Origin of the sequence: Shewanella sp. ENK2, assembly GCF_043568515.1 — a bacterium.
GTDB lineage: Bacteria > Pseudomonadota > Gammaproteobacteria > Enterobacterales > Shewanellaceae > Shewanella > Shewanella japonica.
This window is the reverse complement of sequence record NZ_CP171406.1, coordinates 320,965-346,219: the sequence shown is the minus strand read 5'-3', so window position 1 is coordinate 346,219 and position 25,255 is coordinate 320,965. Positions and strand designations below refer to the sequence as shown.

21 protein-coding genes and 2 pseudogenes are annotated in these 25,255 nt (G+C 41.1%); 7 read left to right on the top strand and 16 right to left on the bottom strand.

The features are described from left to right. Nucleotides 1–182 precede the first annotated feature (182 nt). Nucleotides 183–740 (top strand): TlpA family protein disulfide reductase, encoded by a 558-nt coding sequence (locus ACGEDC_RS01670; protein ID WP_394496052.1) that lies wholly within the window; start codon nt 183–185, stop codon nt 738–740. A gap of 94 nt (nt 741–834) precedes the next feature. Here the strand turns inward: ACGEDC_RS01670 and ACGEDC_RS01665 are convergent, their stop codons facing one another. Beyond that, entirely contained in the window at nt 835–2,199 is a 1,365-nt protein-coding gene (locus ACGEDC_RS01665; RefSeq protein ID WP_394496050.1) for a coproporphyrinogen III oxidase family protein, read from the bottom strand. Between the two features lie 482 nt (nt 2,200–2,681). Between ACGEDC_RS01665 and ACGEDC_RS01660 the strand changes: the two genes are divergently transcribed. From ACGEDC_RS01660 to ACGEDC_RS01650, 3 genes are all read left to right on the top strand, one after another. Beyond that, on the top strand, nt 2,682–3,176 hold the full coding sequence (locus ACGEDC_RS01660; RefSeq protein WP_394496048.1) for a DUF1097 domain-containing protein: 495 nt from the start codon (nt 2,682–2,684) through the stop codon (nt 3,174–3,176). 329 nt (nt 3,177–3,505) lie between these two features. Continuing rightward, complete coding sequence (locus tag ACGEDC_RS01655) at nt 3,506–3,955, top strand: hypothetical protein (RefSeq protein WP_055026061.1); 450 nt, start codon at nt 3,506–3,508, stop codon at nt 3,953–3,955. Between the two features lie 274 nt (nt 3,956–4,229). Next, nucleotides 4,230–4,628, top strand: coding sequence for a hypothetical protein (locus tag ACGEDC_RS01650; RefSeq protein WP_394496045.1), 399 nt, complete (start codon nt 4,230–4,232; stop codon nt 4,626–4,628). A gap of 251 nt (nt 4,629–4,879) precedes the next feature. Here the strand turns inward: ACGEDC_RS01650 and ACGEDC_RS01645 are convergent, their stop codons facing one another. The 3 genes from ACGEDC_RS01645 to ACGEDC_RS01635 form a co-directional block, all read right to left on the bottom strand. Beyond that, nucleotides 4,880–6,181, bottom strand: a complete 1,302-nt coding sequence (locus ACGEDC_RS01645) for a hypothetical protein (protein ID WP_394496043.1) — start codon at nt 6,179–6,181, stop codon at nt 4,880–4,882. A 330-nt stretch (nt 6,182–6,511) separates the two neighbouring features. Continuing rightward, a complete protein-coding gene (locus ACGEDC_RS01640) occupies nt 6,512–7,060 on the bottom strand; it encodes a hypothetical protein (protein WP_394496041.1) in 549 nt (182 codons plus the stop codon). 399 nt (nt 7,061–7,459) lie between these two features. Beyond that, entirely contained in the window at nt 7,460–8,239 is a 780-nt protein-coding gene (locus tag ACGEDC_RS01635; protein ID WP_080916198.1) for a sulfite exporter TauE/SafE family protein, read from the bottom strand. Between the two features lie 334 nt (nt 8,240–8,573). On the opposite strand from ACGEDC_RS01635, the gene azu reads away from it, so the two are divergent. After that, nucleotides 8,574–9,020: an azurin gene (gene azu, locus ACGEDC_RS01630; RefSeq protein WP_372038793.1), complete on the top strand. Its 447-nt coding sequence runs from the start codon at nt 8,574–8,576 to the stop codon at nt 9,018–9,020. A 314-nt stretch (nt 9,021–9,334) separates the two neighbouring features. On the opposite strand, the gene ACGEDC_RS01625 is transcribed toward azu, so the two are convergent. From ACGEDC_RS01625 to ACGEDC_RS01575, 11 genes and pseudogenes are all read right to left on the bottom strand, one after another. After that, nucleotides 9,335–9,991: an HNH endonuclease gene (locus ACGEDC_RS01625; RefSeq protein ID WP_394496039.1), complete on the bottom strand. Its 657-nt coding sequence runs from the start codon at nt 9,989–9,991 to the stop codon at nt 9,335–9,337. Continuing rightward, a pseudogene (locus tag ACGEDC_RS01620) lies at nt 9,991–10,617 on the bottom strand (AAA family ATPase); the annotation flags it as partial. The gene ACGEDC_RS01625 and the pseudogene ACGEDC_RS01620, both read right to left, overlap by 1 nt. 38 nt (nt 10,618–10,655) lie before the next feature. After that, the gene (locus ACGEDC_RS01615; RefSeq protein WP_394496037.1) at nt 10,656–11,450 is read right to left on the bottom strand and encodes an ATP-binding protein; all 795 of its coding nucleotides are present in this window, start codon (nt 11,448–11,450) and stop codon (nt 10,656–10,658) included. Nucleotides 11,451–12,004: 554 nt separating this feature from the next. Continuing rightward, complete coding sequence (locus ACGEDC_RS01610) at nt 12,005–12,661, bottom strand: 3-oxoacid CoA-transferase subunit B (RefSeq protein WP_055026068.1); 657 nt, start codon at nt 12,659–12,661, stop codon at nt 12,005–12,007. Nucleotides 12,662–12,672: 11 nt separating this feature from the next. Further along, the gene (locus ACGEDC_RS01605) at nt 12,673–13,389 is read right to left on the bottom strand and encodes a CoA transferase subunit A (RefSeq protein ID WP_065108484.1); all 717 of its coding nucleotides are present in this window, start codon (nt 13,387–13,389) and stop codon (nt 12,673–12,675) included. A 59-nt stretch (nt 13,390–13,448) separates the two neighbouring features. Then, complete coding sequence (locus ACGEDC_RS01600; protein WP_394496034.1) at nt 13,449–14,342, bottom strand: hydroxymethylglutaryl-CoA lyase; 894 nt, start codon at nt 14,340–14,342, stop codon at nt 13,449–13,451. Nucleotides 14,343–14,352: 10 nt separating this feature from the next. Continuing rightward, nucleotides 14,353–16,380 carry an acetyl/propionyl/methylcrotonyl-CoA carboxylase subunit alpha gene (locus ACGEDC_RS01595; protein WP_394496032.1) on the bottom strand — a complete coding sequence of 676 codons (2,028 nt, stop codon included), beginning with the start codon at nt 16,378–16,380 and terminating at the stop codon, nt 14,353–14,355. Next, nucleotides 16,380–17,252 carry an enoyl-CoA hydratase-related protein gene (locus ACGEDC_RS01590; protein WP_394496030.1) on the bottom strand — a complete coding sequence of 291 codons (873 nt, stop codon included), beginning with the start codon at nt 17,250–17,252 and terminating at the stop codon, nt 16,380–16,382. The genes ACGEDC_RS01595 and ACGEDC_RS01590 overlap by 1 nt, the downstream gene beginning before the upstream one ends. A 23-nt stretch (nt 17,253–17,275) precedes the next feature. Continuing rightward, on the bottom strand, nt 17,276–18,883 hold the full coding sequence (locus ACGEDC_RS01585) for a carboxyl transferase domain-containing protein (RefSeq protein ID WP_055026073.1): 1,608 nt from the start codon (nt 18,881–18,883) through the stop codon (nt 17,276–17,278). Nucleotides 18,884–19,048: 165 nt separating this feature from the next. Further along, complete coding sequence (locus ACGEDC_RS01580) at nt 19,049–20,218, bottom strand: isovaleryl-CoA dehydrogenase (RefSeq protein ID WP_394496028.1); 1,170 nt, start codon at nt 20,216–20,218, stop codon at nt 19,049–19,051. Between the two features lie 206 nt (nt 20,219–20,424). After that, the gene (locus ACGEDC_RS01575; protein WP_055026075.1) at nt 20,425–20,817 is read right to left on the bottom strand and encodes a MerR family transcriptional regulator; all 393 of its coding nucleotides are present in this window, start codon (nt 20,815–20,817) and stop codon (nt 20,425–20,427) included. A 394-nt stretch (nt 20,818–21,211) separates the two neighbouring features. Here ACGEDC_RS01575 and ACGEDC_RS01570 point away from each other — a divergent pair. Both ACGEDC_RS01570 and ACGEDC_RS01565 read left to right on the top strand, forming a co-directional pair. After that, nucleotides 21,212–23,132, top strand: a pseudogene (locus ACGEDC_RS01570) (propionyl-CoA synthetase). Nucleotides 23,133–23,456: 324 nt separating this feature from the next. Then, nucleotides 23,457–23,936, top strand: a complete 480-nt coding sequence (locus tag ACGEDC_RS01565) for a hypothetical protein (RefSeq protein WP_394496025.1) — start codon at nt 23,457–23,459, stop codon at nt 23,934–23,936. Between the two features lie 216 nt (nt 23,937–24,152). On the opposite strand, the gene ACGEDC_RS01560 is transcribed toward ACGEDC_RS01565, so the two are convergent. Further along, nucleotides 24,153–24,902: an SDR family oxidoreductase gene (locus ACGEDC_RS01560; protein WP_080916190.1), complete on the bottom strand. Its 750-nt coding sequence runs from the start codon at nt 24,900–24,902 to the stop codon at nt 24,153–24,155. Nucleotides 24,903–25,255 lie beyond the last annotated feature (353 nt).

Sequence of the window (25,255 nt, the reverse complement as noted above, 5' to 3'; positions counted from 1 at the left end):
ATGATTTCTGTGACAAGCTCAGTTAAAAATGAATAGTGATGAAAGCAATAAGCGGGTAGCTCGGTCTGTATATAAGTGCTTAAGCAAGGCCGAATTAAAGGCCGAATTTAAGAGAGCGTTTAAGACAGAATTTAGATGACATTTGCGTTAAATCATTCTTAATATTTCCGAGGTTTGTCTGTATGAATGTGATTGATATTCACCATAACGGTGACCATATAAAACTCGCCAAATGGTTACTATTCGCTGCGGCAGTTATACAAGGTGTTTTATTGTCATCGCTAGCATGGGGCGCTGATGAGCAAGGTGATAAAGGGTATCAATTTCCCAAAGCCGCCGATTTTGCGCTGTTTGATGCTAATGGCAAACAATGGTCACTTGAATCGACTGTTGGCAAGCCCGTTGTCATTCACTTTTGGGCGACTTGGTGTCCTTACTGCAAAAAGCTGCAACCTGGTTTAGAAAGATTACGGCAAACTTATCAAGATACTGATTTAGAGATGATAGCGATTAGTTTTCGTGAAGATAAGGGCGCACAACCGCAGAGCGTGTTAAAAAGCCGAGGGATAGAGATGCAAACGCTGATAAATGGTGACAGTGTGGCCGACTTATATGGCGTTAAAAGTACACCAACTACCGTATTTATAAACCGAAGTGGGGAAGTGGTGTGGGTGACACAAGTGTCCGACCCTGACTCGCCTAAACTAGCTCAAGCCATAGAATATATCCTTACGCCGTAATACCGTTTAGTTATCCTTTTATAAGCTAATTAAGTCTTAGCAAATTTAAGGGATGTTTGCTCTGCGACTTAAATAGTAAGCCGCAGAGCCTGTATTAAACAATAATGCCTGAATCTGTTTTTGTTTCATTAGCGATGCTGTTATTAGCAGATGCTTCGCTGTCAGATTTTATTGATAAGGGCAGTTCTCTTGCTTGTTCACGTAAGAAGTCCATCCCAGCTAAAAAGCCTGAGAACATTTTCAAACCAATAAATTGACCTGCTGGTGTGGTCACATAGTTACTGCCTTGTTTATTCAGTGCGCCTGCTGAAATCAAATAACTCATCTCAAGTGGGAACGCTTGCCACAATGTTTTACCCGTATGTGCTTTAAATTGGGCGTTATCCAATAGTCCATGCCCCATCATCATCATTAAATGATGTTGTAATAATGCTTTGTTATCTAATGGTTTGGTGTAGCTGGTTCCGGTTTGATTAGATTGGATACGCTCAATATAGTCTGGGATATCAAAGCTTGAGATCCTGAACTGCTCGCCAAAACGCCCGAAAGCACCAGAGCCAACACCGAAACAATCTTCGCCATCTAATACATACTTATTTTCAACGGGTTGGCCAAAGTTACGACTGAAAGTCCATGGGAATTCCATAATATATCGCTCAGCCAGTGCTTCTTTTACCGCTAAAAATTGTGGCCAAAGTTCTTCGGGTTGGCCAGCAAGGCAACCCGCTTTTTTACGGTTTTGACCAATGCCTACGGTAAGCGGATAAGTGGTGATTTGATCTGGGCTGAGACGAATTGTTTGGGCTAAATCATTGGCTACAGTCTCTGGGGTCTGCATTTTAAAGCCGTACATCATATCGAGATTAACCGTTGGTATTACTTCAATCGCACGGTTAACGTATTCGGCTTGTTGTAATCCACTACCAAATTTTTCAAATCGACCACTGGCTTTTAAAATCTTGTCATCAAAGCTTTGTACCCCAATAGACATGCGATCCACTAATCCTTTAAGTAAATGTGGATTACCTTCTTTAAAGTATATCGGATCGCTCTCGCAAGAGACTTCTCTTATCGTGGTAATAGATTTAATCAGTTCGATAGTTTTGATTAATTCATCTTCTAAAATCGTGGTCGTGCCGCCGCCAATATACACTCGATTAAATCGGTATCCTTGTGCAATTACTGTGCGAATTTCTTGTCTTAGGGCTTTAAAATAAGTTTTAGCGACGCCTTCATTAAACTTAATTTTGTGGAACGAGCAAAATCGACACAATGTATGACAAAAAGGAATGTGAATGTATAAGGTCTCAATCGGTTTTTCTGGTACCGCTAATTGCTGAATCCCATCTAAAGGCACTGCATCTTTAAGACTTAGCGATTGTTTGATGGTGTGTCCCATGACCCAGTCAAGACTATTTGTCGCAAGATTTAATCTTGAGTTTGATAGGTAGTTTTTCATAGGCGTTCCTCAAATTATTGTCATGACTATTGGTTTTGTTGAGTCCAATAAGGCAGCTTTGCTGTTGATGACTTGTTGAATATCAGACTAGAGGAGTCAAAGAATAGAAAATGATAGCTCTCGCAAGAAAATACAATTAGCTACATAAACTCGGTGTTCTTGTAGTAAAAATTTGAACGGTATCACTTAAATAGTTCGTTTATGAATGGTTTTAGCTTGTTTGGAAGTGACAAGTGTTATGGTTTTTGTCGATAGATTTACAGATTTACTTCATTGAGGAGGATAAAAATCCTTAATACTAAGTGTATCTTGAATTAGTAATATTTAATGTATTGGCAGCTTTATCGCTTTGGTTGACTGTTTTTTGCTCATTAATCTGTTCTAGATCACTTTTGTTTCATCGCTAAATAGCGTAGATTACGTGTTGATTGTATTATTTTATAAACTCTACGTTTTATTTTGGTAACATTCGAGAGGGCAATATGGAACATCGTTGGCAAATAGCAATATCAGCAGGTCTACTCGCAGCGCTATGGGCTGGGGTTGCCGATGTTTTCCAGTTAGTGACTTGGGTTGGTTTTTTAAGCTGTAGCACTTTTTTTGCTCAAACAGAAACTGGCCTTAAAGGAATGCTGATGGCCATGAGTACGAATCTGTCAGGTGTTTTTTGGGGTTGGCTTATTATCTCGGGGAGTGGGTTCTTTATTTCACCGATGGTAGGTTACGCATTTACCGGTGTTGCCACTGCTGCGATGTGTTTACAGGCGAGTTATCAAAAACTGGCGTTTATCCCAGGTGCGTTTATTGGCTGCTGTATTACATTTGCATTAGGCGCTGATTTAGCAGCTATTCTACCGCCATTATTATTGGGCGCCATGCTGGGTTACAGCATGAGTTTAGTGACCAATCAACTTATTAGTATCACACCGAAAATTCAGGGGTTATTTACTGCAGCCCCGCTAAAGATGCTTAATTAACAACTCTTTTTATGTAAGTCTAAAGTGATACGTTTTTGAGCGGTGAAAACCCGCTCTTCGGGCGGTGTTTTACTTTAAATACGTTAAAGGTACTTCTATAACCATTTTTATTTCTTTTTTTATGTGCGGTTTTTATCCTTTAATCTCAGTCGTTTGTATAACTTTAGACTGACTTATTTCTTTATTCTTTTTTATATTCAGCGCTAATGAACTGATAACTTTCAGGTTTATATTTTTCCTGCTTTTATAACCCTTTCGACTATACTCTTAAAGCTTAATTTGGTTAAAAAGTGACCAGTGGATTAAGTTAACAATTAGGAGTGAACGACATGAACAAGACCTTAATAATTGCATTATGTGTTTTATTTAGTAGTTCTGTATTTTCAAAGGATAGATTAGAAGTATATGAAGATTACGATCTCGGCAGCGAAATCATGATGATGACCACGGTAAAAGTGGATCCCAATATGGGTGATATTTACTTAGCGGGTTTACGCAGTAGCTGGGTTAAAGCAGTTAATATTCAAAAGGAGCTTGGCTTTATTAAAGATTGGAAAATATACGGCAGCGATCTGGCAACCAGTGGTGACTTTAATATGTTGCTGGTGGTGACTTTTGACAATGCAGCTGATATTGAACCCAATAAGGAGAAGTACAAACAATTTATGCAGAAATGGAGTGATTCGGATGAAAAAATGTCTAACGAAATCTCTGCCAAATACCCCGAAGTGAGAACCTTAACAGGGGAGTATAGAATGCGAGAAATTATCTTGAAGTAAGATAATCGGGACTTGTTCATGATTTACTGACGAGTTTGAATAGGTTCCGACCCGGATGCTACTTTGGCATCCATGCTTCATATACGCCTTAATTTTATTGTGTGTTATTTTGCCTAGCATTGAAACACATGATGCAAATTCGCTATGAAATCGTTATGTATACTGGCGCTTTACTCGCGTTATTTGTTTAAAATGTCCCAATGTTACTCGTCAAATTTACTCTTAAAAGCAAACTCGCTAGGATGTCGCCTTTTATTTTCTAACAAGGTCCATCATGAAGTTTGTCACCGTCTTTGTTTCAATCATGCTTTCTCTGCTTATTATTACACCTAAGGCCAATGCTGCGCCTGAGGTCGGTTTAATGGTAGGTAGCGACTCAGGCATTAATGTCAAAATGAATGAGTATAAGTTTGGGGTGGGTTTTGATGACTTTTCATTTACCTTAGATAAAACATTTAATTTTAAGGACCACCCACATTTTTATTGGGGCGTGGGCGGCAAGATTGCTGATAAAAAAAATGATGATATTAAATTGGGCGCAAGAGCGGTATTTGGTGCTCACACTAAAGTAGAACGGTTTACTTTTTTCATCGAAGCGCAACCTACATTGTACCTAATTGATGATGTCAAAGTAGAATTAGAGGCTATTGGTGGCGTTAGGTATCATTTTTAGCAGTTTATTAGATAAGGAGGGAAGCAAAACCCCTTGCTTCCCTAAAGAATTATTTTTTAAGAATGGCTACTTGAGTTTATTGCATGTGTATTCGCTACTAACGACCAATTAATGTGTCGTTATTGATTAACTCGTAATGATAAAGCCTTAGTTATGGTGGGGTAATAAAACTCAGCAGATTCAAGCATGGCGTGTATTGCGCATTCTTAAAGGTGTAGATTGAATCTACTGAGTTAGCTTGTGTACATTGTTTATTGACGCTGGAATAACATCTGAGTATCAACGTCGCCATCACCATCTTCGTCGATATATAAAAGCAATGTATTGCCTTGTGCCGACATTGATAGGGAAGGCCCATCTTCACCGACAAAGTCAGTTAACCCAGTGTCTCCATTACTATCAAACGTTTGGGTTACTGTGACCATATTGCTTTCACTATCGATACTGTAGGTTCCCCATTCCATGCCTGACTCTTCGGCCGCACCATCTAGGTCTATTTCTGCATGAATGTATGTTCCATCATCGTTAAATAACAACATCAACAAGTCATTTTCATCACCGGGTTGATCATCGGTTGCTATTACTAACCAAGTGCCGACAACGCCCTCGCTGCCTTGCTTATCAAAATTAAGTGTTTCATCAATTGAGTCATTGGCATCTTCGTCGATTGAAAGGACTAATTGTTCTTCCATAACTTCGGCAAATAATAAAGGTGCACCATCTACGTCAGTAAAATCAGTTAGGCCTGTATCGCCATTTTCATCAAATGTTTGACTGGCAATAACACGGTTGGTTTCGCTGTCACGGCTGTACATTCCCCATTCCATTCCTGACTCTTCCTCTTCATCCTCTGAGTCAACTTCAAAATGCGCATAGGTGCCGTCGTTAAAGAACACTAACGTGAGTAAATCATTATCGTCATCTGGATAATGCCAAGTGCCTGTGATACCAACCTGAACGCCATTCGCCGCAACTTGTTCGGTTAAGTGGTCGACAGCATCGTCTGCATCAATTAAGTCTGTTACAGCGGTATCTTGACCGCCATTTTCAATAGTGGTTTTAACCGCAGGATCGTCGGCAAATTCATCTGTGCTTAAATTAAAATCAACCGGTTCAGCTGTTGCGATAGCGGTATCGGTAATGGTAATCCCATTGGAAGTATCGCCATCTTGGTCAAGCGTTTGTAGCAACCTTGCGATGTTTACTACTTGATTGTCATCAACACTTTCAGATGCCGCAATATTGAAAGGGGTGACAATTCCTGATGCTGGTGTTGCAGGGAAGGTTAGGTCGCCGATAAAGAAAGTGACGCTTTCGCCTTCTATATACTTGTATCTGCCTTCATCGTCGGTCACGCCAGTTTGAGTCTCTGTTCGGTAACCAATACCAATGACTGCACTATCGATAATTATCCCCTCAATCGCCGTAGGAGCTGGCGTTTCTTCTTCAGGCTGGGGTATTTCAGGTTCAGGTGTTGGAGTTTCAGGGTCATCGCTACCACCGCAACCCAACAGTAAACTTGAGATGAGTAGGGCTATTAGTTTATTGGACATTTTTCTCTCCTTAGAAATTGTCGAACCACCTATTGTTTCATTAGGTGACCATTTTTAAGGTCAAAAAATAGGTAAATCGGCAAGCTTTACCATAGTGAGTTTATGGTTTCGGATATCATCATTTTTCTTTGGTACTCACAAATAGCTAAAGTGGCTACCTTAGCTATTTGCTTTTCAGGGGCTAATTGAATTTATATTATGATTAATAATTAACCACAATAAGACTAACTGGTGATTTGTATCTCTATAGGTTTGAAGAAACTGTAAGGTATTGTAATACTTTATAATAGTTGTTTTTGGGTCATGACTTATATTAGCAGTGTTACCCCGTTATCGCTTAAATACTTGTCTGACTTTAGTGACAAAATTAAGCTTTAAGGCTTGTTTGCTAGAGAGTAAATCAGGCTGGAATTGAGCAATTAATCGATATAAATGGTAGTGAGTGACTTTTTTGGCCACATACCAATCAAGGCGGATGATTGAGCCACGTAAAGTCGAGCGTTCGAAGTCTACTAAGCCTAATTTGTTCTGATCATCAACAATGATGTCTCTTATGGGTAATGCGTGACGGGCAACACCTGCATCGAGCATTTTGTTCACTATGACAATCAAATCTTTTAAGTTATCACGGTTTAATTGGGCAGGGGTTTTACCTGAAATCTTTGACATCACCAGCGTTTTTTTACCATCATCACTGTCGATTAAATTGGGGATACCATTAATATTTTGAAGCCTAACTAATGACTCTTTCTCGATGTTATAACGGCTAATGTATTTTCGGTAAGGCTTAAAATGCTTCTCTACTGAGTCTTTACCAATCGTGAGGTACATTTTTTCAGTATCGTAAATTCCATTTACTATATGTGTCTGGGTTTTCATTGGGTTTATTGCTTGTTACAGAATTATTTCATTTTATTTTAGTTTAAGCCTCTTCGATATGGGACTTTTGGCTGAAGCTTAGTAGTGAGTTTTACTTTGCTTAAACCCTGAATTGTTACTTCGGTAACAAAGCGGTGACCTGCCAGAAACGATAACCTTATATCTGTAATTAACACCGCTTTGTTGTTAAGAATGAAACTGGAATAGGAGTCACTCACTACATGTATCTCATTTTTTGAGAGGATGACAATAAGTGGAGTAAGAGAAATACACCGTAATGTTGCAGCTTATTACAACAACAAGCTGCATCTAGTTTTTTGGGGGAGGTATAAATATGTGGTGTAAAACAAATACACCGAACTGTTAAAGCTCATTACAAAAACAAGCTGCATCTAGTTTTTACAGAGGGTTAGAATATGTGGAGTAAAAGAAATAAACCGTAATGGCGCAACTCATCACAATCACAAACTGCCTCATGCGTACTTGGGATACCTTGTTAGCAATATGGGCTGACATATAACCGCCAATTAAAGTACCAACCAGTACCGTAACCCCCTCGAACCAAGCAATTGCATCATTGTAGATAAATAAAATAATAGCGATTAAGGAAACCGATGAAGAAATGACTAGCTTAATGCCATTCATCGCATTGATATTAGTGTGCCCAGCTAATGCCAAATAGCTTAAACCGATAATGCCTAACCCCGCATTGAAAAAACCGCCGTATATACAGACAGCTAGTAGCACTAAAAATAACATTACCGCGCCCAATTGAGAGGCATACTTATGTTGATTCGATAAACGACTGAAAAAGGCATTGATTTTAGAGCCAAAAATAAACAGTAAGGTTGCAAATAATAGTAACCAAGGAATCGCTTGTTGGAACACGGTCTCTGGAGAAATGAGTAATAGCCATGCGCCGAAAGCGCCACCAAATAAACTGGTGATGATAATGGTTTTAATCTCTTTTTTATGAGCAAGCAGCTCTCGTCTAAATGCAAATGCACCACTGAGATATCCAGCAAAGGACGAAAAAGTATTGGTTGCATTAGCCATAATCGGTGGCACACCAACAAATATTAATGCAGGGAAAGTGATAAAACTGCCACCGCCAGCTAGCGAGTTTAAAACGCCGCCAAAAAAACCAGCAAGTAACAGTAATAAAATATCAAACGTCATGAAATTAGCCTAACAATGGCAATAGGGCAGAGCCTATTTGGGAAGATTAACCCACTATCTTACATGCAAAGCGGTAATTAAAGATTAAATTACAGTGCTCTTTTGCCACCTAATCGATATTTTTATATACGCAGACATATGAAGTAAGCATCCTAGAAGAGTAGAATACGCAAACTCTTTTGATTTCTCCTAAAGGGTTATTCGCTAAGTGCTAATCAATATTTAACTTATTTACAATTGATAATCATTCTCATTTATTGCGGTTTGTTTTAGTATGCTTTCGTTTTTAATAACAATGCATTCTATACCGTCACAAGGAAATGATATGACCAACATGATTAAAGCTACAGCTGCACTAGGCGTAATGTTAATGAGCCTAAACGTTAACGCAAGTGAGTGCGAACTAACAATTACGGCCAATGATGCGATGCAATTTGATAAGAAAAGTTTATCAGTGCCAGCGACCTGCAAAGAAGTGACCTTAAACTTACATCATTCTGGCAGTTTACCTAAATCAGCAATGGGCCATAACTGGGTACTAAGCACTGCTGACAATGTTCAAGCTATTGCGAATGACGGCATGACCGCAGGTGCTGATAACAGCTATATAAAAGCGGGTGATGAAAGAGTGTTAGCCCATACTGACGTTATTGGCGGCGGTGGCTCAACATCAATAACGTTTAATATTGAGGGGTTAGATAGCAAAGCCGCTTACCGATTCTTTTGTTCATTTCCAGGTCACTGGGCGATTATGCAAGGCAGCTTTGTGATAGAAGCCTAATATTTTTTAATGTGACTCTAGCTGGGATGCTAAGAGTGACCATGGCTTAACTGAGGCTATGTCGGCGTCGATAGGCAGGATGCCTGAATGTCATGTGGTGCATGGATGCACGAGAATGACCAGCCTCCATCACGCAAATGAGCTTAACGCATTCAGACACTTCCAACGGAGAGCATCGAGCCTGCAAGTTCATTTGGTGTTGGATAGAGAAAGTTTGATCTGACCCGACTTAACTTGTTTTTGCCTATCTCATTATTTCTATTTGTCTTTTGTGGGGTTCGTCAGACTCTGACCCCACTTACTTCGCTTATTTTTCAAAAATCAATAACATCATCTAGCTGTTGGCTTAAGAAAGTATCTGATAGTACATGCCACCTCCAAAAAACAGAAAATGGGTAATGCGCTCCAACCATTTCTGTTAACCGTGCTTTTGCTAAGGCTTTTTCATCTGGTGTATGTCTTTTCTTTTTTAATATTAATCGATATTGTTGAAACTCAACATGTAACTCAAATAACTTATCCATAAGAACAACTCTTGTTACACCTCTTAATGGTGTATTTTTCTCGTTGTAACACCTATTCAGTAACTCAACAGTGTTATTTGCCTGAGCGGTATTAAGCTGAGTTGTAACTTCGATATCAGAATCAGGACAGCTAGGTAGTAGACATTTAACTCCCCTAAGAACATCAATGTTTATATCACAGCAATCAAGAAGGTTAGTATGCCGGGTTCCTTTAATACTGTTACAGCGGCCACAAGAATAATAAAGGTTCCCCCAGTCATATTTTTTAGTCACATCTCCCATATGAGGGTCGAAATGTTCTATTTCTGGATCTGTTAGCTCATCTTGCTCACATAAGTAGCATTTACCATGAAACATAGGTTCCAGAATATCTATAACATCCTGAGTGTTGTACTGATTTCTATTAAGGCTTGCTGGCGCAGGAGCCACCCTTTCAACATTAAACACTACTCTTCATCCATGTCTGCTAGAACATTAACTGCCTGTAAATAAAATGATTTCTCTCTATTGTTCAACTTGTCTGACAAAGGCTCTATTGTATTAATTAATTCTTCAAGTTTTGAACGATCAACTTCTTGAGAATTTGTTATTTCTGACAGTTTAGAAATAGTATTTTCCAGTATTAATGATGTTGGCTTGATCCCTAAAACACCTTCTAAAACTGCTGAGTAGGAATAAAATGATAAGTCTTCATCCATTTGTGCATTTTTTTCCATATCAAAAATAACGGCATTATCTCCCGACATCAGGACAAATGGAGAGTGAGTAGAAACGATAAATTGTACTTTTGGAAAAAGTGATGAAAGGAAAGGTAGCACCTTCCTTTGAAGAGATGCATGTAGGTGAACATCTATTTCATCAATAATCACGTAACCTGAAATAGAGTGAGGAGAGTATTCTGAAACTTCCGTTTGCATCAATAACTCAACAAAAACTTTGAGTATCGCAGAATAACCAGATGATAAGTCCCTAAATGAAAAAGGCTCTTTACCTTTCTGAATTATTTCGTAATTAAGAGTATCATCATTGAATTCAATATCAGTAGAATCATCATCTAAAAGTACACGTAATGATTTTACAAATTGAGCTTTCCATTCTTTTAATTCTTCTGTTACTGAATAATCTTTTTCTTTTCCCTTAAAGCGCTTTTAACTTCCCAATTAGCCAAGAATCTTTCAATAAGTGAACCTGCATTAGAGTTTTTCCCTTTTTTTGATTGCGCCTTTATTTGTTTCTTTTCTTGCTCTAAAGAACCTATGTTCTGTACAGCCTGAAAAGATGAAGACCTATTTGCAGCAAAAAATAAAATCAGTTCCAAGTTATTTTCAGAATTTATTGCATCAGTGTCATAACAAATATCAAGGTGCTTAATCACTTTCTGTTTTTGATTCACTTGTTTAAGTGTCAAAAACTGTTCAAACTGTTTTCGTTGCTGTTGTTCTTGATTTTTGAATTGTGTGTGCAGTTGCTCTAATTGTATTTGCAGAGTTTCAGGTGCAATACTTTTTTTATAGTCTTCTAGCCGTTTTTCTTGTTGTTCTATCTGTCTTATGAATTGAGCTTGTTGGGCTTTCGGCCTTGATACTAACTGTGAATTGAGCTGTTTTAATGAAAGTTCGGTATTATCTATATGCTGTTGAAGGTTGCTCTTATTCTTTTCAAATTTAGCTTTAACAGACATTAAATTTCTATCTAACGAATCTTTATGAGTTTCTTGATTCCTTATGTAATTTAAATATTGGCTGTTATAGCTTTTAGCATTACTTAACACACTAAAAATAGCATCTAATAATTGAGTTTTACCGCTACCATTTTTCCCTGTAATGATTAAATCACCGCCATTAAGGGTGATATCAATTTGTTTCTCAGTAAAGGGAATAATTCCATTTATCTTTTTCAGGTACATTAAAAATTCCTAATAGACGATACGACCTATATCAATAGGTTAGATATAGAAAATATTAACTTTATTGTGCTAAATATGACAGGTGTTTTTTGAATTTTAGAGCCTAATTTGTTTAAGCTTAATATATTTGTACTTTGACAAATCAGGTCAATTTAAGCTAACTCTATCTAATTCCAAGTTAGCCGCAGCCACAACAATCTCCATTCGAAGTTGCTGTGGTCGTTGAAGAAAATAACGTAAGTCCAGACACGGATGTCTGGCTAGCTTTCGAGGGGAAGGGACGCCCCATCGGAAGCGTTAGTTATTTTCGAATAAGATCGCAGCTTATTCGTTTTTCAGAATAACTTCGTTGGAGCGGCAAGGGATATCGAAAAGGGAAATGCTGTTGTTTCCCTTTCGTCTGGGGTGGGCGAAGCGCCACGACCTTGATTTTGCTTTTATCTTTGTAACTAATAAAATCCCAATTGAATTGCAAATCACCAATAAAAAAGCGAGCCTCCAATGAAGCTCGCTTTTGATTTTTTATCTAAAGTTAAATTGAATCACCATTCAATTTAAAACACCATTTCTGGTACATGCTCTGGCACGACTAACTTACCCGCTGTCTTAGATTGAATTTCTTCAACCGACACTCCTGGTGCGCGCTCTAACAAGTGGAATGCACCGTCTTTGATTTCCATAAAGGCAAGGTCTGTCATGACACGTTTGATGCAGCCGTAGCCTGTTAATGGCAGCTCACATAAAGGCAGTAGCTTAGAGTTACCTTTTTTATCTGCGTGCATCATGGTGACGATAATATTGTCAGCGCCAGCCACTAAATCCATTGCGCCGCCCATGCCTTTAATTAATTTTCCTGGGATCATCCATGATGCAATTGAACCATTAACATCCACTTCAAATGCACCTAGTACGGTTAAATCCACATGACCGCCGCGGATCATGGCAAAGCTTTCTGCTGATGAGAAAAAAGATGCGCCATCAACAGCGGTGACCGTTTGTTTACCTGCATTAATTAAATCAGCATCAATGGTGTCTTCGGTTGGGAACTCGCCCATACCCAGCAAGCCATTTTCAGATTGAAGCATGACGCTCATGCCGTCTGGAATGTAATTAGCGACTAATGTTGGAATACCGATACCTAAGTTAACGTAAAAGCCGTCTTGCATTTCTTGTGCTACACGTTGAGCAAGTTGTTCTCTTGATAAAGCCATGTTCTTGCTCCTTATTTTGCAGCTGCGTCAGTTGGTTTGACAGTACGTTGTTCGATGCGTTTTTCAAAGCTTGCTTGTATGACGCGGTCAACATAAATACCTGGGGTATGAATGTGGTTTGGATCTAATTCACCCGGCTGGACAATCTCTTCTGCTTCAACGACCGTAATCTTGCCCGCAGTTGCCATCATAGGGTTAAAGTTCGCTGCCGTTTTACGAAAGATCAGATTGCCCATCGTGTCAGCTTTCCATGCACGAACAAGGGCAAAGTCAGAGGTCAGTGAATCTTCAAGCACGTAATGTCGACCTTTTATTTCACGGGTTTCTTTGCCTTCAGCAATAGGAGTTCCGTATCCAGTTGCGGTAAAGAACGCAGGAATTCCAGCGCCGCCAGCACGGATTTTTTCAGCCAATGTGCCTTGTGGAGTCAAGATAACGTTTAACTCTCCCGATAACATTTGCTGCTCAAACGTGGCGTTTTCGCCCACATACGAGGCAATCATGGTGGCGATTTGGCGTTCTTTAAGCAGAAGGCCTAAGCCGAAATCATCAACACCAGCGTTGTTTGAGATGGCGGTTAATCCAGTTACACCCATTTTTACCATGTGGTTAATTAACCCTTCTGGAATACCACAAAGGCCAAAGCCACCAACCATGATGGTCATGTCATTGGTGAGTCCGTTTAAGGCTTCTTCGTAGCTATGAACGACTTTATTGAGTCCTGCCATCATCTTGTCCTTTTCTATCTTGCGTTAAGTGCAAATTATTGGGGCCAGAATAACCTTGGTTATTCACTGCAAATTGCTTGAGCAACTTTCGAGCCCGTTAGTCGGCCTAAAGCGGCGCTAATTTGTTGGCCAGCTTTAGCTAATTTGTGTAAGTCGATACCGGTTTCAATCCCCATACCATGAAGCATGTATACAACATCTTCTGTCGCTAAATTGCCAGATGCACCTTTAGCGTATGGACAACCACCTAGGCCGGCCACAGATGAGTCAATCACACTGATGCCCGTGTCTAAACAAGCTTGTATATTGGCAAGCGCTTGGCCATAGGTGTCATGGAAGTGTAGCGCCAGTTTTTCAACAGGCACTAATTTAGCCACGGCTTCAACCATCTTACGGGCTTTAGTGGGGGTGCCAACACCAATGGTGTCGCCAAGTGAAATCTCGTAACAACCCATTTTGTAAAGTATTTCAGACACGCGAGCGACTTCATCAATCTCAATGTCACCTTCGTAAGGGCAGCCAAGGACACATGAGACATAACCTCGTACTGGAATGTTACGGGCTTTAGCCATTGCCATGACTGGCTCAAAGCGTGCAATAGACTCTTCAATAGAGCAGTTTATATTGCGCTGACTGAAGGTTTCTGATGCTGCGCCAAAAATAGCAACTTCATCTGCTCCAGCGTCAAGCGCAAGTTCCAGCCCCTTTAAGTTAGGGGTTAAAGCGGAGTAAACAACATCTGGCTTGCGGGTTAATTGCTTAAAAATATCACCCGAGTCGGCCATTTGTGGCACCCATTTAGGGGAAACAAAGCTACCCGCTTCAATTCGCGTTACACCTGCATCAGCTAACTGGTCGATGAGCGTTAACTTGTCTTGCGTGCTGACGGGAAGCTCATTTTGTAATCCGTCACGGGCTCCAACTTCAAAAATACTGACTTTATGCGGCAACATTATTTACGCCTTATGCTTGTTCGGCGTCAGCCGTTGGTTCGACATTTAAAAGCTGAACACCGTCGGTGACGAGCTCGCCGCTTTGAAAATAAAACTCACTCACGACACCATCAAAAGGGGCTTCGATGGTGTATTCCATTTTCATGGCTTCCATGACTAGTAGCCCTTGTCCTTCAACGACGGTTTCACCGACCTCAACCAAGTGTGTTACCACAGTGCCATTCATTGGGGCTTTTAGTTTTTCTGCGCTATCAACTGTTTCTTCGGCTTCTTGGGCGAGAACCGCTTTAAAGTGATAACTACCAGAAGGTAAAAATAGCGTGAACTCATCGCCTTCATGGCTAACTGGTACTTTACTTTTATGGCCGTTAATTTCAGCCAGTAAGACCTCATCTTTGATGCTGCCAGCCAGTTTAAGAGCTTGACCATTTAAACCAAGGTGCAGCGAGTCTCCTAAATCAGTTATCACTAGGTTTTGCAGTTCGTGTTCGCCATCTGCGCCTGTGACATGCAGCAATGCAACATGATGCACACTGGCACTATTGAGCCTAAAACCGCTGACTTGACCCCAAGGCGAGTAAGGGTCATCGCTATTAGTGGCATTGATTTTTGCAGCTTGTTGACGGGCCAATACCTGGTAAAGACCAGCTAATGCAAGTGCATTTTCAGTTTCATCGGTGACATCGCCAATTAAGCTATTTGAGTAACGCTCAATAAAGTCGGTGCAAAAGTCGGCTTCTGCAAAGGCTTTATGTTCGGCAATATTGGCTAAAAATTCGATATTATGTTTCAGACCGCTGATTTGGTACGAGCTTAATGCGTGGGTTAAACGCTGCAATGCGCGAGGGCGAGATTCGTCCCATACAATGAGTTTTGAAATCATCGGATCGTAAAAGTTACTGATGGTATCGTTTTCACGGATACCCGAATCAATGCGTACATGACGGTTTTGATCAGGCTCACGTAGGAAGTTTAATTTACCAGCAGCTGGTAAAAACTCATTGCGGGGATCTTCGGCGTAAATACGCACTTCAAAAGCATGGCCGTGAACCCGCACCTCATCTTGAGACAAAGGTAATTCGCTGCCACTTGCTACCATCAATTGCCATTTGACTAAATCTTGCCCTGTGACCATTTCTGTCACTGGATGCTCAACTTGCAGGCGGGTGTTCATTTCCATGAAGTAAAAGCTGTCATCGGTATCAAGTAAGAACTCAACCGTACCAGCGCCAACATAATCAATAGCTTTTGCTGCTGCGACTGCCGCTTCACCCATTTGTTTGCGTAAACTATCACTTAGGCCTGGTGCTGGTGCTTCTTCGACCACTTTTTGATGGCGACGCTGAATTGAACAGTCACGATCGGATAAGTAAATCGTGTTGCCAAAAGTGTCAGCAAAGACTTGCACTTCAACGTGACGAGGTTGGCGAAGGTAGCGTTCCATCAATAGTTTGTCATTGCCAAATGATGATGCTGCTTCACGACGTGCTGAGTTAATGGCTTCAAGCACGTCGGTCTGGCTTTCAACAATGCGCATCCCTTTACCACCACCGCCATAAGCGGCTTTAATGAGCATTGGGTAGCCAACATTTTTTGCTTCATCAAGTAATGTCGCATCGCTTTGGTCATCGCCATGATAACCAGGCACTAATGGTACATTGGCCGCCCCCATAATGATTTTAGCGGCACTTTTGCTGCCCATGGCATCAATTGCATCGCTACCTGGACCGACAAAAGCAATGCCATTTTGTTCACAGTTGCGAGCAAATTCTGCATTTTCTGATAAAAAGCCATAACCAGGATGAATGGCTTCGGCGCCTGATTTTTTAGCAATATCAATAATTAAATCTGCTTTTAGATATGAGTCAGCAGGGGCACTGCCACCGATGTGAAATGACTCATCAGCCATGGCAACGTGACGGGCATTGGCATCAGCGTCAGAGTATAAAGCGACTGTGCGTATGCCCATATCTCTGGCGGTGTTAATAATGCGACACGCAATTTCACCGCGATTAGCAATTAATAATTTGGTAAACATTACTGAACTCCTTGTGCAGCATTCTTGGTGCTTGCTTGGGTGCTTTTATCGTTATTATTTTTGCTGGCAGTAATCCAAGCAGCAGGGCGTTTTTCAAAGAAGGCGTTAAGACCTTCTTGACCTTCATCAGAGACTCGAATACGGGCGATTTGCTCACTAGTGTAGGCAAGAGTGTCGTCGTTAATAACACCATCTTCGAGGTGAGATACTAAGGTTTTAACCCATGCCATGCCTTGGGGGCTATTCGCGTTAAAAGCATCGATAAAGGGTTTTGCTGCGGCATCTAAATCATCATTAATTTCGTGAATAACTTGATGAGCTAACGCAACGTCAGCACTAAAACGTTCAGCTGTGAGCATGTAACGTCTTGCTTGGCGGTTCCCCATTGCTCTGACAACATAAGGGCTAATTACCGCAGGGATAAGGCCGAGTTTGACTTCGCTTAAACAAAAGCTTGCACGCTCATTGGCGATGGCGATATCACAGCAGCATATAAGGCCAAGTGCACCGCCAAAGGCAGCGCCATTGACTAAGGCAATGGTCGGTTTGGGAAATTTGTCTAAAACATGCATTAATTTGGCTAGCTCATGGGCGTCATCGAGATTTTGCTCGAAGTCCATTTGAGCTTGTTTGCGCATCCAATTAAGGTCTGCGCCTGCACTGAAGTTTTTCCCGTTGGCTCGTAGAATTAATTGATGGCAAGTTTCGTTATTGGCAAAAAACTCAATTGCGGTGATCATTTCATTAATCATCACTTCATCAAAGGCGTTATGCTTTTCAACACGATTAAGTATTAACTCACCAATACCTTGGTTAAGCTGACATGCGATGTGTTGAAAAGAAAGCGGTAGTGTCACTGTATCAGTCATCATGTACTCCTATTGTTAAACCGCAATTACATGCGGAATACACCAAATTTGGTATCTTCAATAGGCGCATTTAGTGCCGCCGATAAAGCAAGACCTACCACATCGCGGGTTTGCGCTGGGTCGATAATGCCGTCATCCCATAATCGTGCACTCGCATGATATGGATGTCCTTCTTTGTCGTATTGCTCAACAATGGGTTTTCTAAAGGCTTGTTCGTCTTCATCTGACCATTCTTGTCCCTTACGAGCTAAACCGTCACGACGAACGGTAGCTAAAACGCCTGCAGCTTGCTCGCCGCCCATGACGGAAATTCGGGCATTTGGCCACATCCACATCATCGTTGGCTCGAATGCACGGCCACACATGCCGTAGTTACCTGCACCATAACTGCCGCCAATAATCACGGTAAATTTTGGCACATTGGCACAAGAAACAGCTGTCACCATTTTAGCGCCGTGCTTAGCGATGCCTTCATGTTCATATTTTTTACCGACCATGAAGCCAGTGATGTTTTGCAGGAACAATAATGGGATTTTGCGCTGACAACATAGCTCAATAAAGTGAGCGCCTTTTTGTGCTGACTCTGAAAATAAAATGCCATTATTGGCGACAATACCAACAGGGTAGCCGTGAATACGGGCAAAACCACACACTAAGGTGTTACCGTAATTCGCTTTGAACTCATCAAAGTCAGAGTCATCAACGACACGAGCAATCACTTCTTTTACATCAAATGGCTTTTTAAGGTCAGTGCCTACAATGCCGTAAAGCTCGTTGATATCAAATTTAGGTGGTTTCACAGGACTCAGCTGCGCAGCAATGTCTTTTTGATGATTAAGGCGCGCAATGGATTTACGAGCAAGCTCTAATGCGTGATCGTCATTTTGCGCTAAATGATCTGCCACACCAGAAATTTTTGTGTGCACTTCAGCGCCGCCAAGTTCTTCTGCTGTGACTTCTTCACCTGTAGCTGCTTTAACTAATGGTGGCCCAGCTAAGAAGATGGTGCCTTGCTCTTTGACGATAATTGATTCATCAGCCATTGCTGGAACGTATGCGCCGCCTGCGGTACATAGCCCCATAACCACTGCCACTTGCGGGATCCCTTTTGCTGACATTTGCGCTTGATTGTAGAAAATACGGCCAAAATGATCTCGGTCAGGGAAGACTTCATCTTGGCGCGGTAAGTTTGCCCCGCCAGAATCAACCAGATAGATACAAGGAAGATGACAGCGACTTGCAATATCTTGAGCGCGTAAATGCTTCTTCACTGTTATGGGGTAGTAGGTTCCACCTTTGACTGTTGCATCATTAGCAATAATCATACATTCAACACCGCTAACACGACCAATACCTGCAATGACCCCAGCCGCTGGAACGGCTTCATCATACACCTCGTACGCTGCAAATTGAGAAATTTCCAGAAAAGGTGAACCTGGATCGAGTAGCTTTTCGACACGTTGGCGAGGGAGCAATTTACCTCTCGAAAGATGACGTTCAAGTGCAGCAGGGCCGCCACCTTGTTCAATCTTAGCGAGTTTGAGTTTTAGGTCGTCTACGATGGCAGCCATGTCATTATGTTTGGCTTTAAATTCATCGCTACGGGAGTTAATACGGCTGCTCAGTTGCGTCACAATGCATATCCTTATTGAATCAAGTGAGGCGTTAGCATGGCTGAGACAATGGGGGAAACTCTCAACCACGCTACGCAAAACACTTTCGATTTACCGATTAGTTACGGATGCCCGCCGTTTGAACGGCTTAGGTTATGTGCTTACGATAGCGTGTTGCTATCTTGACTATTTTGTTTCGTTAAACAGTTCACGGCCAATTAGCATGCGGCGAATTTCTGATGTGCCAGCACCGATTTCGTACAGCTTGGCATCTCGTAATAATCGTCCTGTGGCATATTCATTGATATAGCCATTGCCGCCGAGTAATTGAATCGCATCTAACGCCATTTTCGTGGCCAACTCTGCACTGTATAAGATAGCGCCAGCGGCATCTTTACGAGTGGTTTCACCGCGATCGCATGATTTCGCCACGTTATAAACGTATGATTTTGCTGCATTCATACCGGTGTACATATCAGCAATTTTGCCTTGGATAAGCTGAAATTCACCGATTGATTTACCAAACTGTTCACGCTCGTGAATGTAGGGCACAACAATGTCCATGCACGCATTCATGATGCCTAATGGGCCACCAGATAATACGACACGTTCATAATCTAAGCCGCTCATTAATACTTTTACGCCATTGTTTAGGCCGCCTAGAATGTTTTCTTCTGGGACTTCACAATCTTCAAAAACAAGCTCACAGGTGTTTGAGCCACGCATTCCGAGTTTGTCTAGCTTTTGAGCGGTACTGAAACCTTTAAAGGTTTTTTCAACGATAAAAGCGGTAATGCCGTGAGGGCCTTTATCGATATCGGTTTTAGCGTAAATCACTAAAGTGTCGGCATCAGGACCGTTAGTGATCCACATTTTGTTGCCATTTAGAATGTAGCGGTCGCCTTCTTTACGAGCTTGAAGTTTCATCGATACCACATCGGAACCCGCATTAGGTTCGCTCATGGCTAAGGCACCAATGTGCTCACCACTAACCAGCTTAGGCAGGTACTTGGCTTTTTGAGCAGCATTACCGTTACGGTTAATTTGGTTAACGCAAAGGTTTGAGTGTGCGCCATAACTAAGGCCAATTGAAGCTGATGCGCGGGAGATTTCTTCCATGGCTACAACATGAGCAAGGTAGCCCATATTAGCGCCGCCGAACTCTTCAGGTACGGTAACGCCTAGTAGTCCCATTTCGCCTAATACTGGCCACATATGGTTAGGGAATGTATTGTCTTGATCGACCTGCGCAGCAATCGGTGCGATTTCATTTGTTGCGAAATCATTGATGGCGTCGCGAAGCATATCCACGTCTTCGCCCAGGCCGAAATTAAGGCTTGTGTAGAGTGATGTCATTGTCTTGTGTCCTGTTGAATATTAGGTACTTTTACCGTGAAACTATGTTGTTTCTTAGGCTTATAATTTTTATGTTGAGCTTTGTATTGGTTAAGCATCAGTTCTTAGTGACTAATTGCTTGGTTTAACGTTATATCGAGTCGATGAGTGCGACGTTTTGAGCTTAGTTGTTAATTGTGATGCTTTGAGGGGGCTCCCCCAATTATTTAATCTTGTTCTAGCGCCGCTCGGCATTGCTGCTCTGCAGAATTTAGCTCCATGAGTACGACTTTGATGTCATCCATTTGCTGCTGCAAGGAAGCTTTCTTTTCTTCTACTAAGTCGAGCATGGTATGTAATTGTGACGTACTGCTTTTATCCGCATCATACAGTTCGAATAACCGACGGGTTTCAGCTAACGAAAAGCCTAATCGCTTACCACGCAAAATCAGTTTTAGACGAACTCTGTCTTTTAAGCTGTAAATACGGGTTTGCCCACGGCGTTTAGGTTTAATAAGCCCTTGGTCTTCGTAAAAACGAATACTCCGAGTCGTGATATCAAACTCTTTTGATAAATCACTAATTGAATAGGTTGATTGTGGGTTTATGTTCGCGCTCATCATCTCACCAAAAATACGTCTTTTGATGCAAGATATATGAAGTTTACGTAAAGGTAAAGTTTGTCACCGGTTTGTGACGTGCTTTCGCTTGATGAAGTTGTAAATTGAGCTTGCCAATACTGACAAAATCTCAGTTTCGTTGAGGTGAAAAGGCTTGTGTTTAATTGAGCGAAGTGTAGCAAATTTTTGCTGCTGTTTATCATGAAAATTTATACGACTGTTTTAATTTCAGCTAGTTAGTTAATTATTTCTATGCTAATTGCAGCGGGATTTATCGCTATTTCTATATCCCTTGGTCTAATAGGGTTTATTTTTTAACCACGCCATAATGAAAAAATTATGATCAGAAATAAAAATATCAATTGCGAATAAAAAACTGATAGAGGAATAGCATATGGCTGGATTAGGGATGAAGATGCATCAGCAATCTATACAAGATAAGCAGACGTTTTGGCAACAAGCATCACAAGCAGTGACTTGGTTTACCCCCTTTAACACTGTGTTGGACGAGTCGAATGCCCCTTTTTATCAGTGGTTTGCTGGTGGCAAAATGAACTCTTGTTTTAATGCTGTCGACAGGCATGTTGAAGCGGGTCATGGCGATCGTATTGCCATCGAGTATGTGAGTCCTGTGACTCAAAATCACTACAGTATTACGTATCAAGAATTGTTATCTCAAGTCAGTCGTTTAGCAGGTTACATGGAATCCATTGGTATTAAAAAAGGCGATAGAGTCGTCATTTACATGCCCATGGTGCCAGAAACCGCTTATGCAATGTTGGCTTGTGCTCGTATCGGTGCAATCCATTCTGTCGTTTTTGGTGGCTTTGCTGCTAATGAACTTGCGACCAGAATTAACGATGCTAAACCTAAGCTAGTGTTATCAGCATCATGCGGTATCGAGCCATCTGGTGTTGTTAAATACAAACCGCTACTTGATGAAGCGTTAGAGCAAGCGACTCACCAAGTTAATCATTGTGTCATTTTAAATAGGCCACAATATCAAGCTGAATTACTGAGTGAGCGCGATGTTGATTGGCAGCAAGCAGTAGCAGATGCACCATTAATTGATTGTGTTCCCCTTGAGTCAACTCACCCTTTATATGTGTTATATACCTCAGGTACCACAGGGCAACCAAAAGGAGTTGTAAGAGATAACGGTGGCCACGCAGTCGCCATGATGTGGTCAATGAAACATATTTATAATATTGATGCGGGCGATGTATTTTGGGCTGCATCGGATGTGGGGTGGGTTGTAGGCCACTCATACATTGTCTATGGACCGTTAATGGCGGGAGCGACAACCTTAATGTATGAGGGCAAACCCGTTGGCACGCCTGATGCTGGGGCTTTTGGCGAATTATCGCACAATATAACGTTAAAAGTTTTTTACCGCTCCTACGGCCATTCGCGCAATTAAACGAGAAGACCCTAATGGTGATGGATTAGACGGCGTTGATTTGTCTTGTCTTGGGCAAGTCTTTTTAGCGGGTGAGCGTTGCGATCCTGATACGCTTTACTGGGCGCAAGAAAAGTTGAACAAGCCAGTGATTGATCATTGGTGGCAAACTGAAACTGGTTGGCCAGTTGCTGCCAATTTAATGGGAGCCGATCCTATTGAAGTTAAAGCAGGATCGCCAGCAAGGCCAGTACCGGGTTACCAAGTTGAAGTACTTGATGCTATGGGTGAGCAAGTGCCTGCCAATGAAAGCGGTAATGTCGTGATTAAATTGCCATTACCGCCAGGAAATCTCACCACGCTTTGGAATAACGACAGCCGGTACGTCGACAGTTATTTATCCATGTATGACGGTTATTACTTAACGGGTGATGCTGGTTACATCGATGAAGACGGGTATCTTTATATTATGAGTCGTATTGATGACATCATAAATGTTGCTGGGCACCGTTTATCGACAGGTCGATTTGAAGAAGTATTATGTCAGCATGATGCTGTGGCTGAGGCGGCAGTGATTGGTGTGCAAGATAAACTTAAAGGCCAAGTGCCTCTAGGGTTAGTGGTATTAAAAAATGGTGTCGATATTTCTGATGAGCAATTATATAAGGAGTTATTAGCCTTAGTTCGCCATGAAATAGGTCCTGTTGCCTCTTTTAGATTGGTGAGTGCGGTGCAAAAGCTGCCTAAAACCCGTTCAGGTAAAATATTACGGGCGACGATGCGCAAAATTGCCGACAATAGTGCCTTTACTGTGCCTGCCACAATCGAAGATCCCATGACTTTAGATATTGTGCGCTCAGCGTTAACTAAGATGGGATATGCCGATGCGTTAGCAAAGGAGCTCACAGCCTCTTAAGTTACACTGTGGTATAGCTGTGACAAGAATATGCGTTTGGGAGCAAGCTGAGTTTAATCTACGCTCAGCTTTTTTTGATGAGTTTTGCGCCTTGATGAATAATTGCCTGAAATCTCGTTTAACGCTGCGGGTTCGTCGCTAAAAAGTGACTCAATATGGCATGACTGGCGAAGCGACATTATTAGTCTAAAATGAGAGCTAAACACTGATTTTATTATTTAATTTTACTTTGCATGATAATAACGACTGCAAATTAGTTTTATAATAAGCTAATACAATCCGTTTTTGTTAGCAGCTTATTCGATTAAAAAGGTTTTAGCATTCATGATTTCCAATATTAAAGAATTGCCTGAAAAAATTAACACTAAAACAAGTCGTTTGTTTTGGTTAACGGTATTCACTGGCGGTATTTATCCCATTCTTTGGTTGTTTGCGAAATACCCTAAAATGGATGATATCACCTCAATTCGCACTGCTGACGACAGCTTCGTGATAACTATTGCTGTGTGTTTTGGCCTTGGCGGCGTGCTAACCCACAGTGATATGGGATTATTCGGATTTGTCGGAAATATGATGCTGCTGATCGCATTTGGTCTTTATGTTTTTTGGTCTTTTCGTGCCAGAGCGGCGATTCAAGATTATGCTCACGTTAACTTCGATATTGATTACAAAATGAATAAGCTTTTCACGGTAATTTTTAATATTTTTTATATTAATTACTGCATAAATCAATTACCTGAAGAACAACAAAAAGGCCATCCTACCTATGGCAAAGGCTCGATTAATATTACTGAGCTAAAGTAATCCTGTTTCAGTATTTTGAACATAAAAAAGAGAAGCTTTACGCTTCTCTTTTTTATGTTTCTGACTTTATTTTTATGAACTGGTATCAAATTATTTAATGAACAGTTTTGTGCGCTTTTAGTTTGATATATCTGCAATGTGTTGTTTTATTGCTCTTTTATGTTTGCGGTTTAGTGTAAACAACATATGACGACAAGCTGAAAAGTAAGCGATTTTCTAGCTCATTTTACGTAAAAACTTATCAGGTAATATACGGAGGATTAATTGAATCATCGCCCAAGGGTAACTCGGCACATAACAATTTGCAGGTTCCTTATTGATTGCTTTGACCATCGCTTTGCAGCCTGTTTCAGCATCGACCATAAATAATGCCCCATCGGCGTGATCGTTAATTTCTGTTTTAATGTAACCAGGGTGTACGCAAGTAACCTTAATCGGTGTATTCATTACATCTAACCGTATGCCTTCGGAAAGCGAGCTTAATCCTGCTTTAGTTGCTGCATAAACGGTCATTGCTCGTCTAAAACCTCGCAGTGCACTAATTGAGGAAACTGTGACTAAGTGGCCCGCGTTTTGTTTACGGAATATACTCATTGCAGCTTCACACTGAGCTAAAGCAGCGATGAAATTAGTTTGTGCAGTTTGTTTATTGGCTTCAAATAATCCTGTACCTATTGATCCACCTTTTCCCATACCTGCATTCACTATGATGCGATCAACTTGCCCCATTAACTGAGTAAATTGCTCAAACACGTCAAACACCTGTTGATGGTCATTGACATCTAGCGGTAATAACCAGACGTTGACATTGGGATTAATCGACTCGATTTGACTTTTTAATGCATCTAATCGTTCGGTTCTACGAGCACAAAGTCCTAGATTGCAGCCTTGTTTAGCAAACTCTATAGCCATACCTTGACCTAAACCTGAGCTTGCCCCTGTGATAATGATATTTTGTCTATGCATCTTGATTCCATTCTGATTAAACACGAACAAGAAAACTTAACGTTGTTTCTGTGTTATTTTTATCGATAAATTTCTTGCTGTTTTTCAACCGATTGGATGAGAAAAGAGCAAAAGCTCAAATTATCTTGCGGACATTCCAAACAAGTGTCAAATCTGAGTGAATAATAACGATGTTATTTAAACCGTGGGCCGGTAGATTACTGCTGAAATCTTACGGAACCAGTATCTCGAGTTGTCAGGCGTATTTAGAAATGAGCCTTGCGATGGCTTTTGCGTGTTTTGTGATTGAAAGGGAAGTGATGGCAAAGCATGGTAACACCAGCCATTGTGGCTGGTGTATAGAGTAAGGTTTC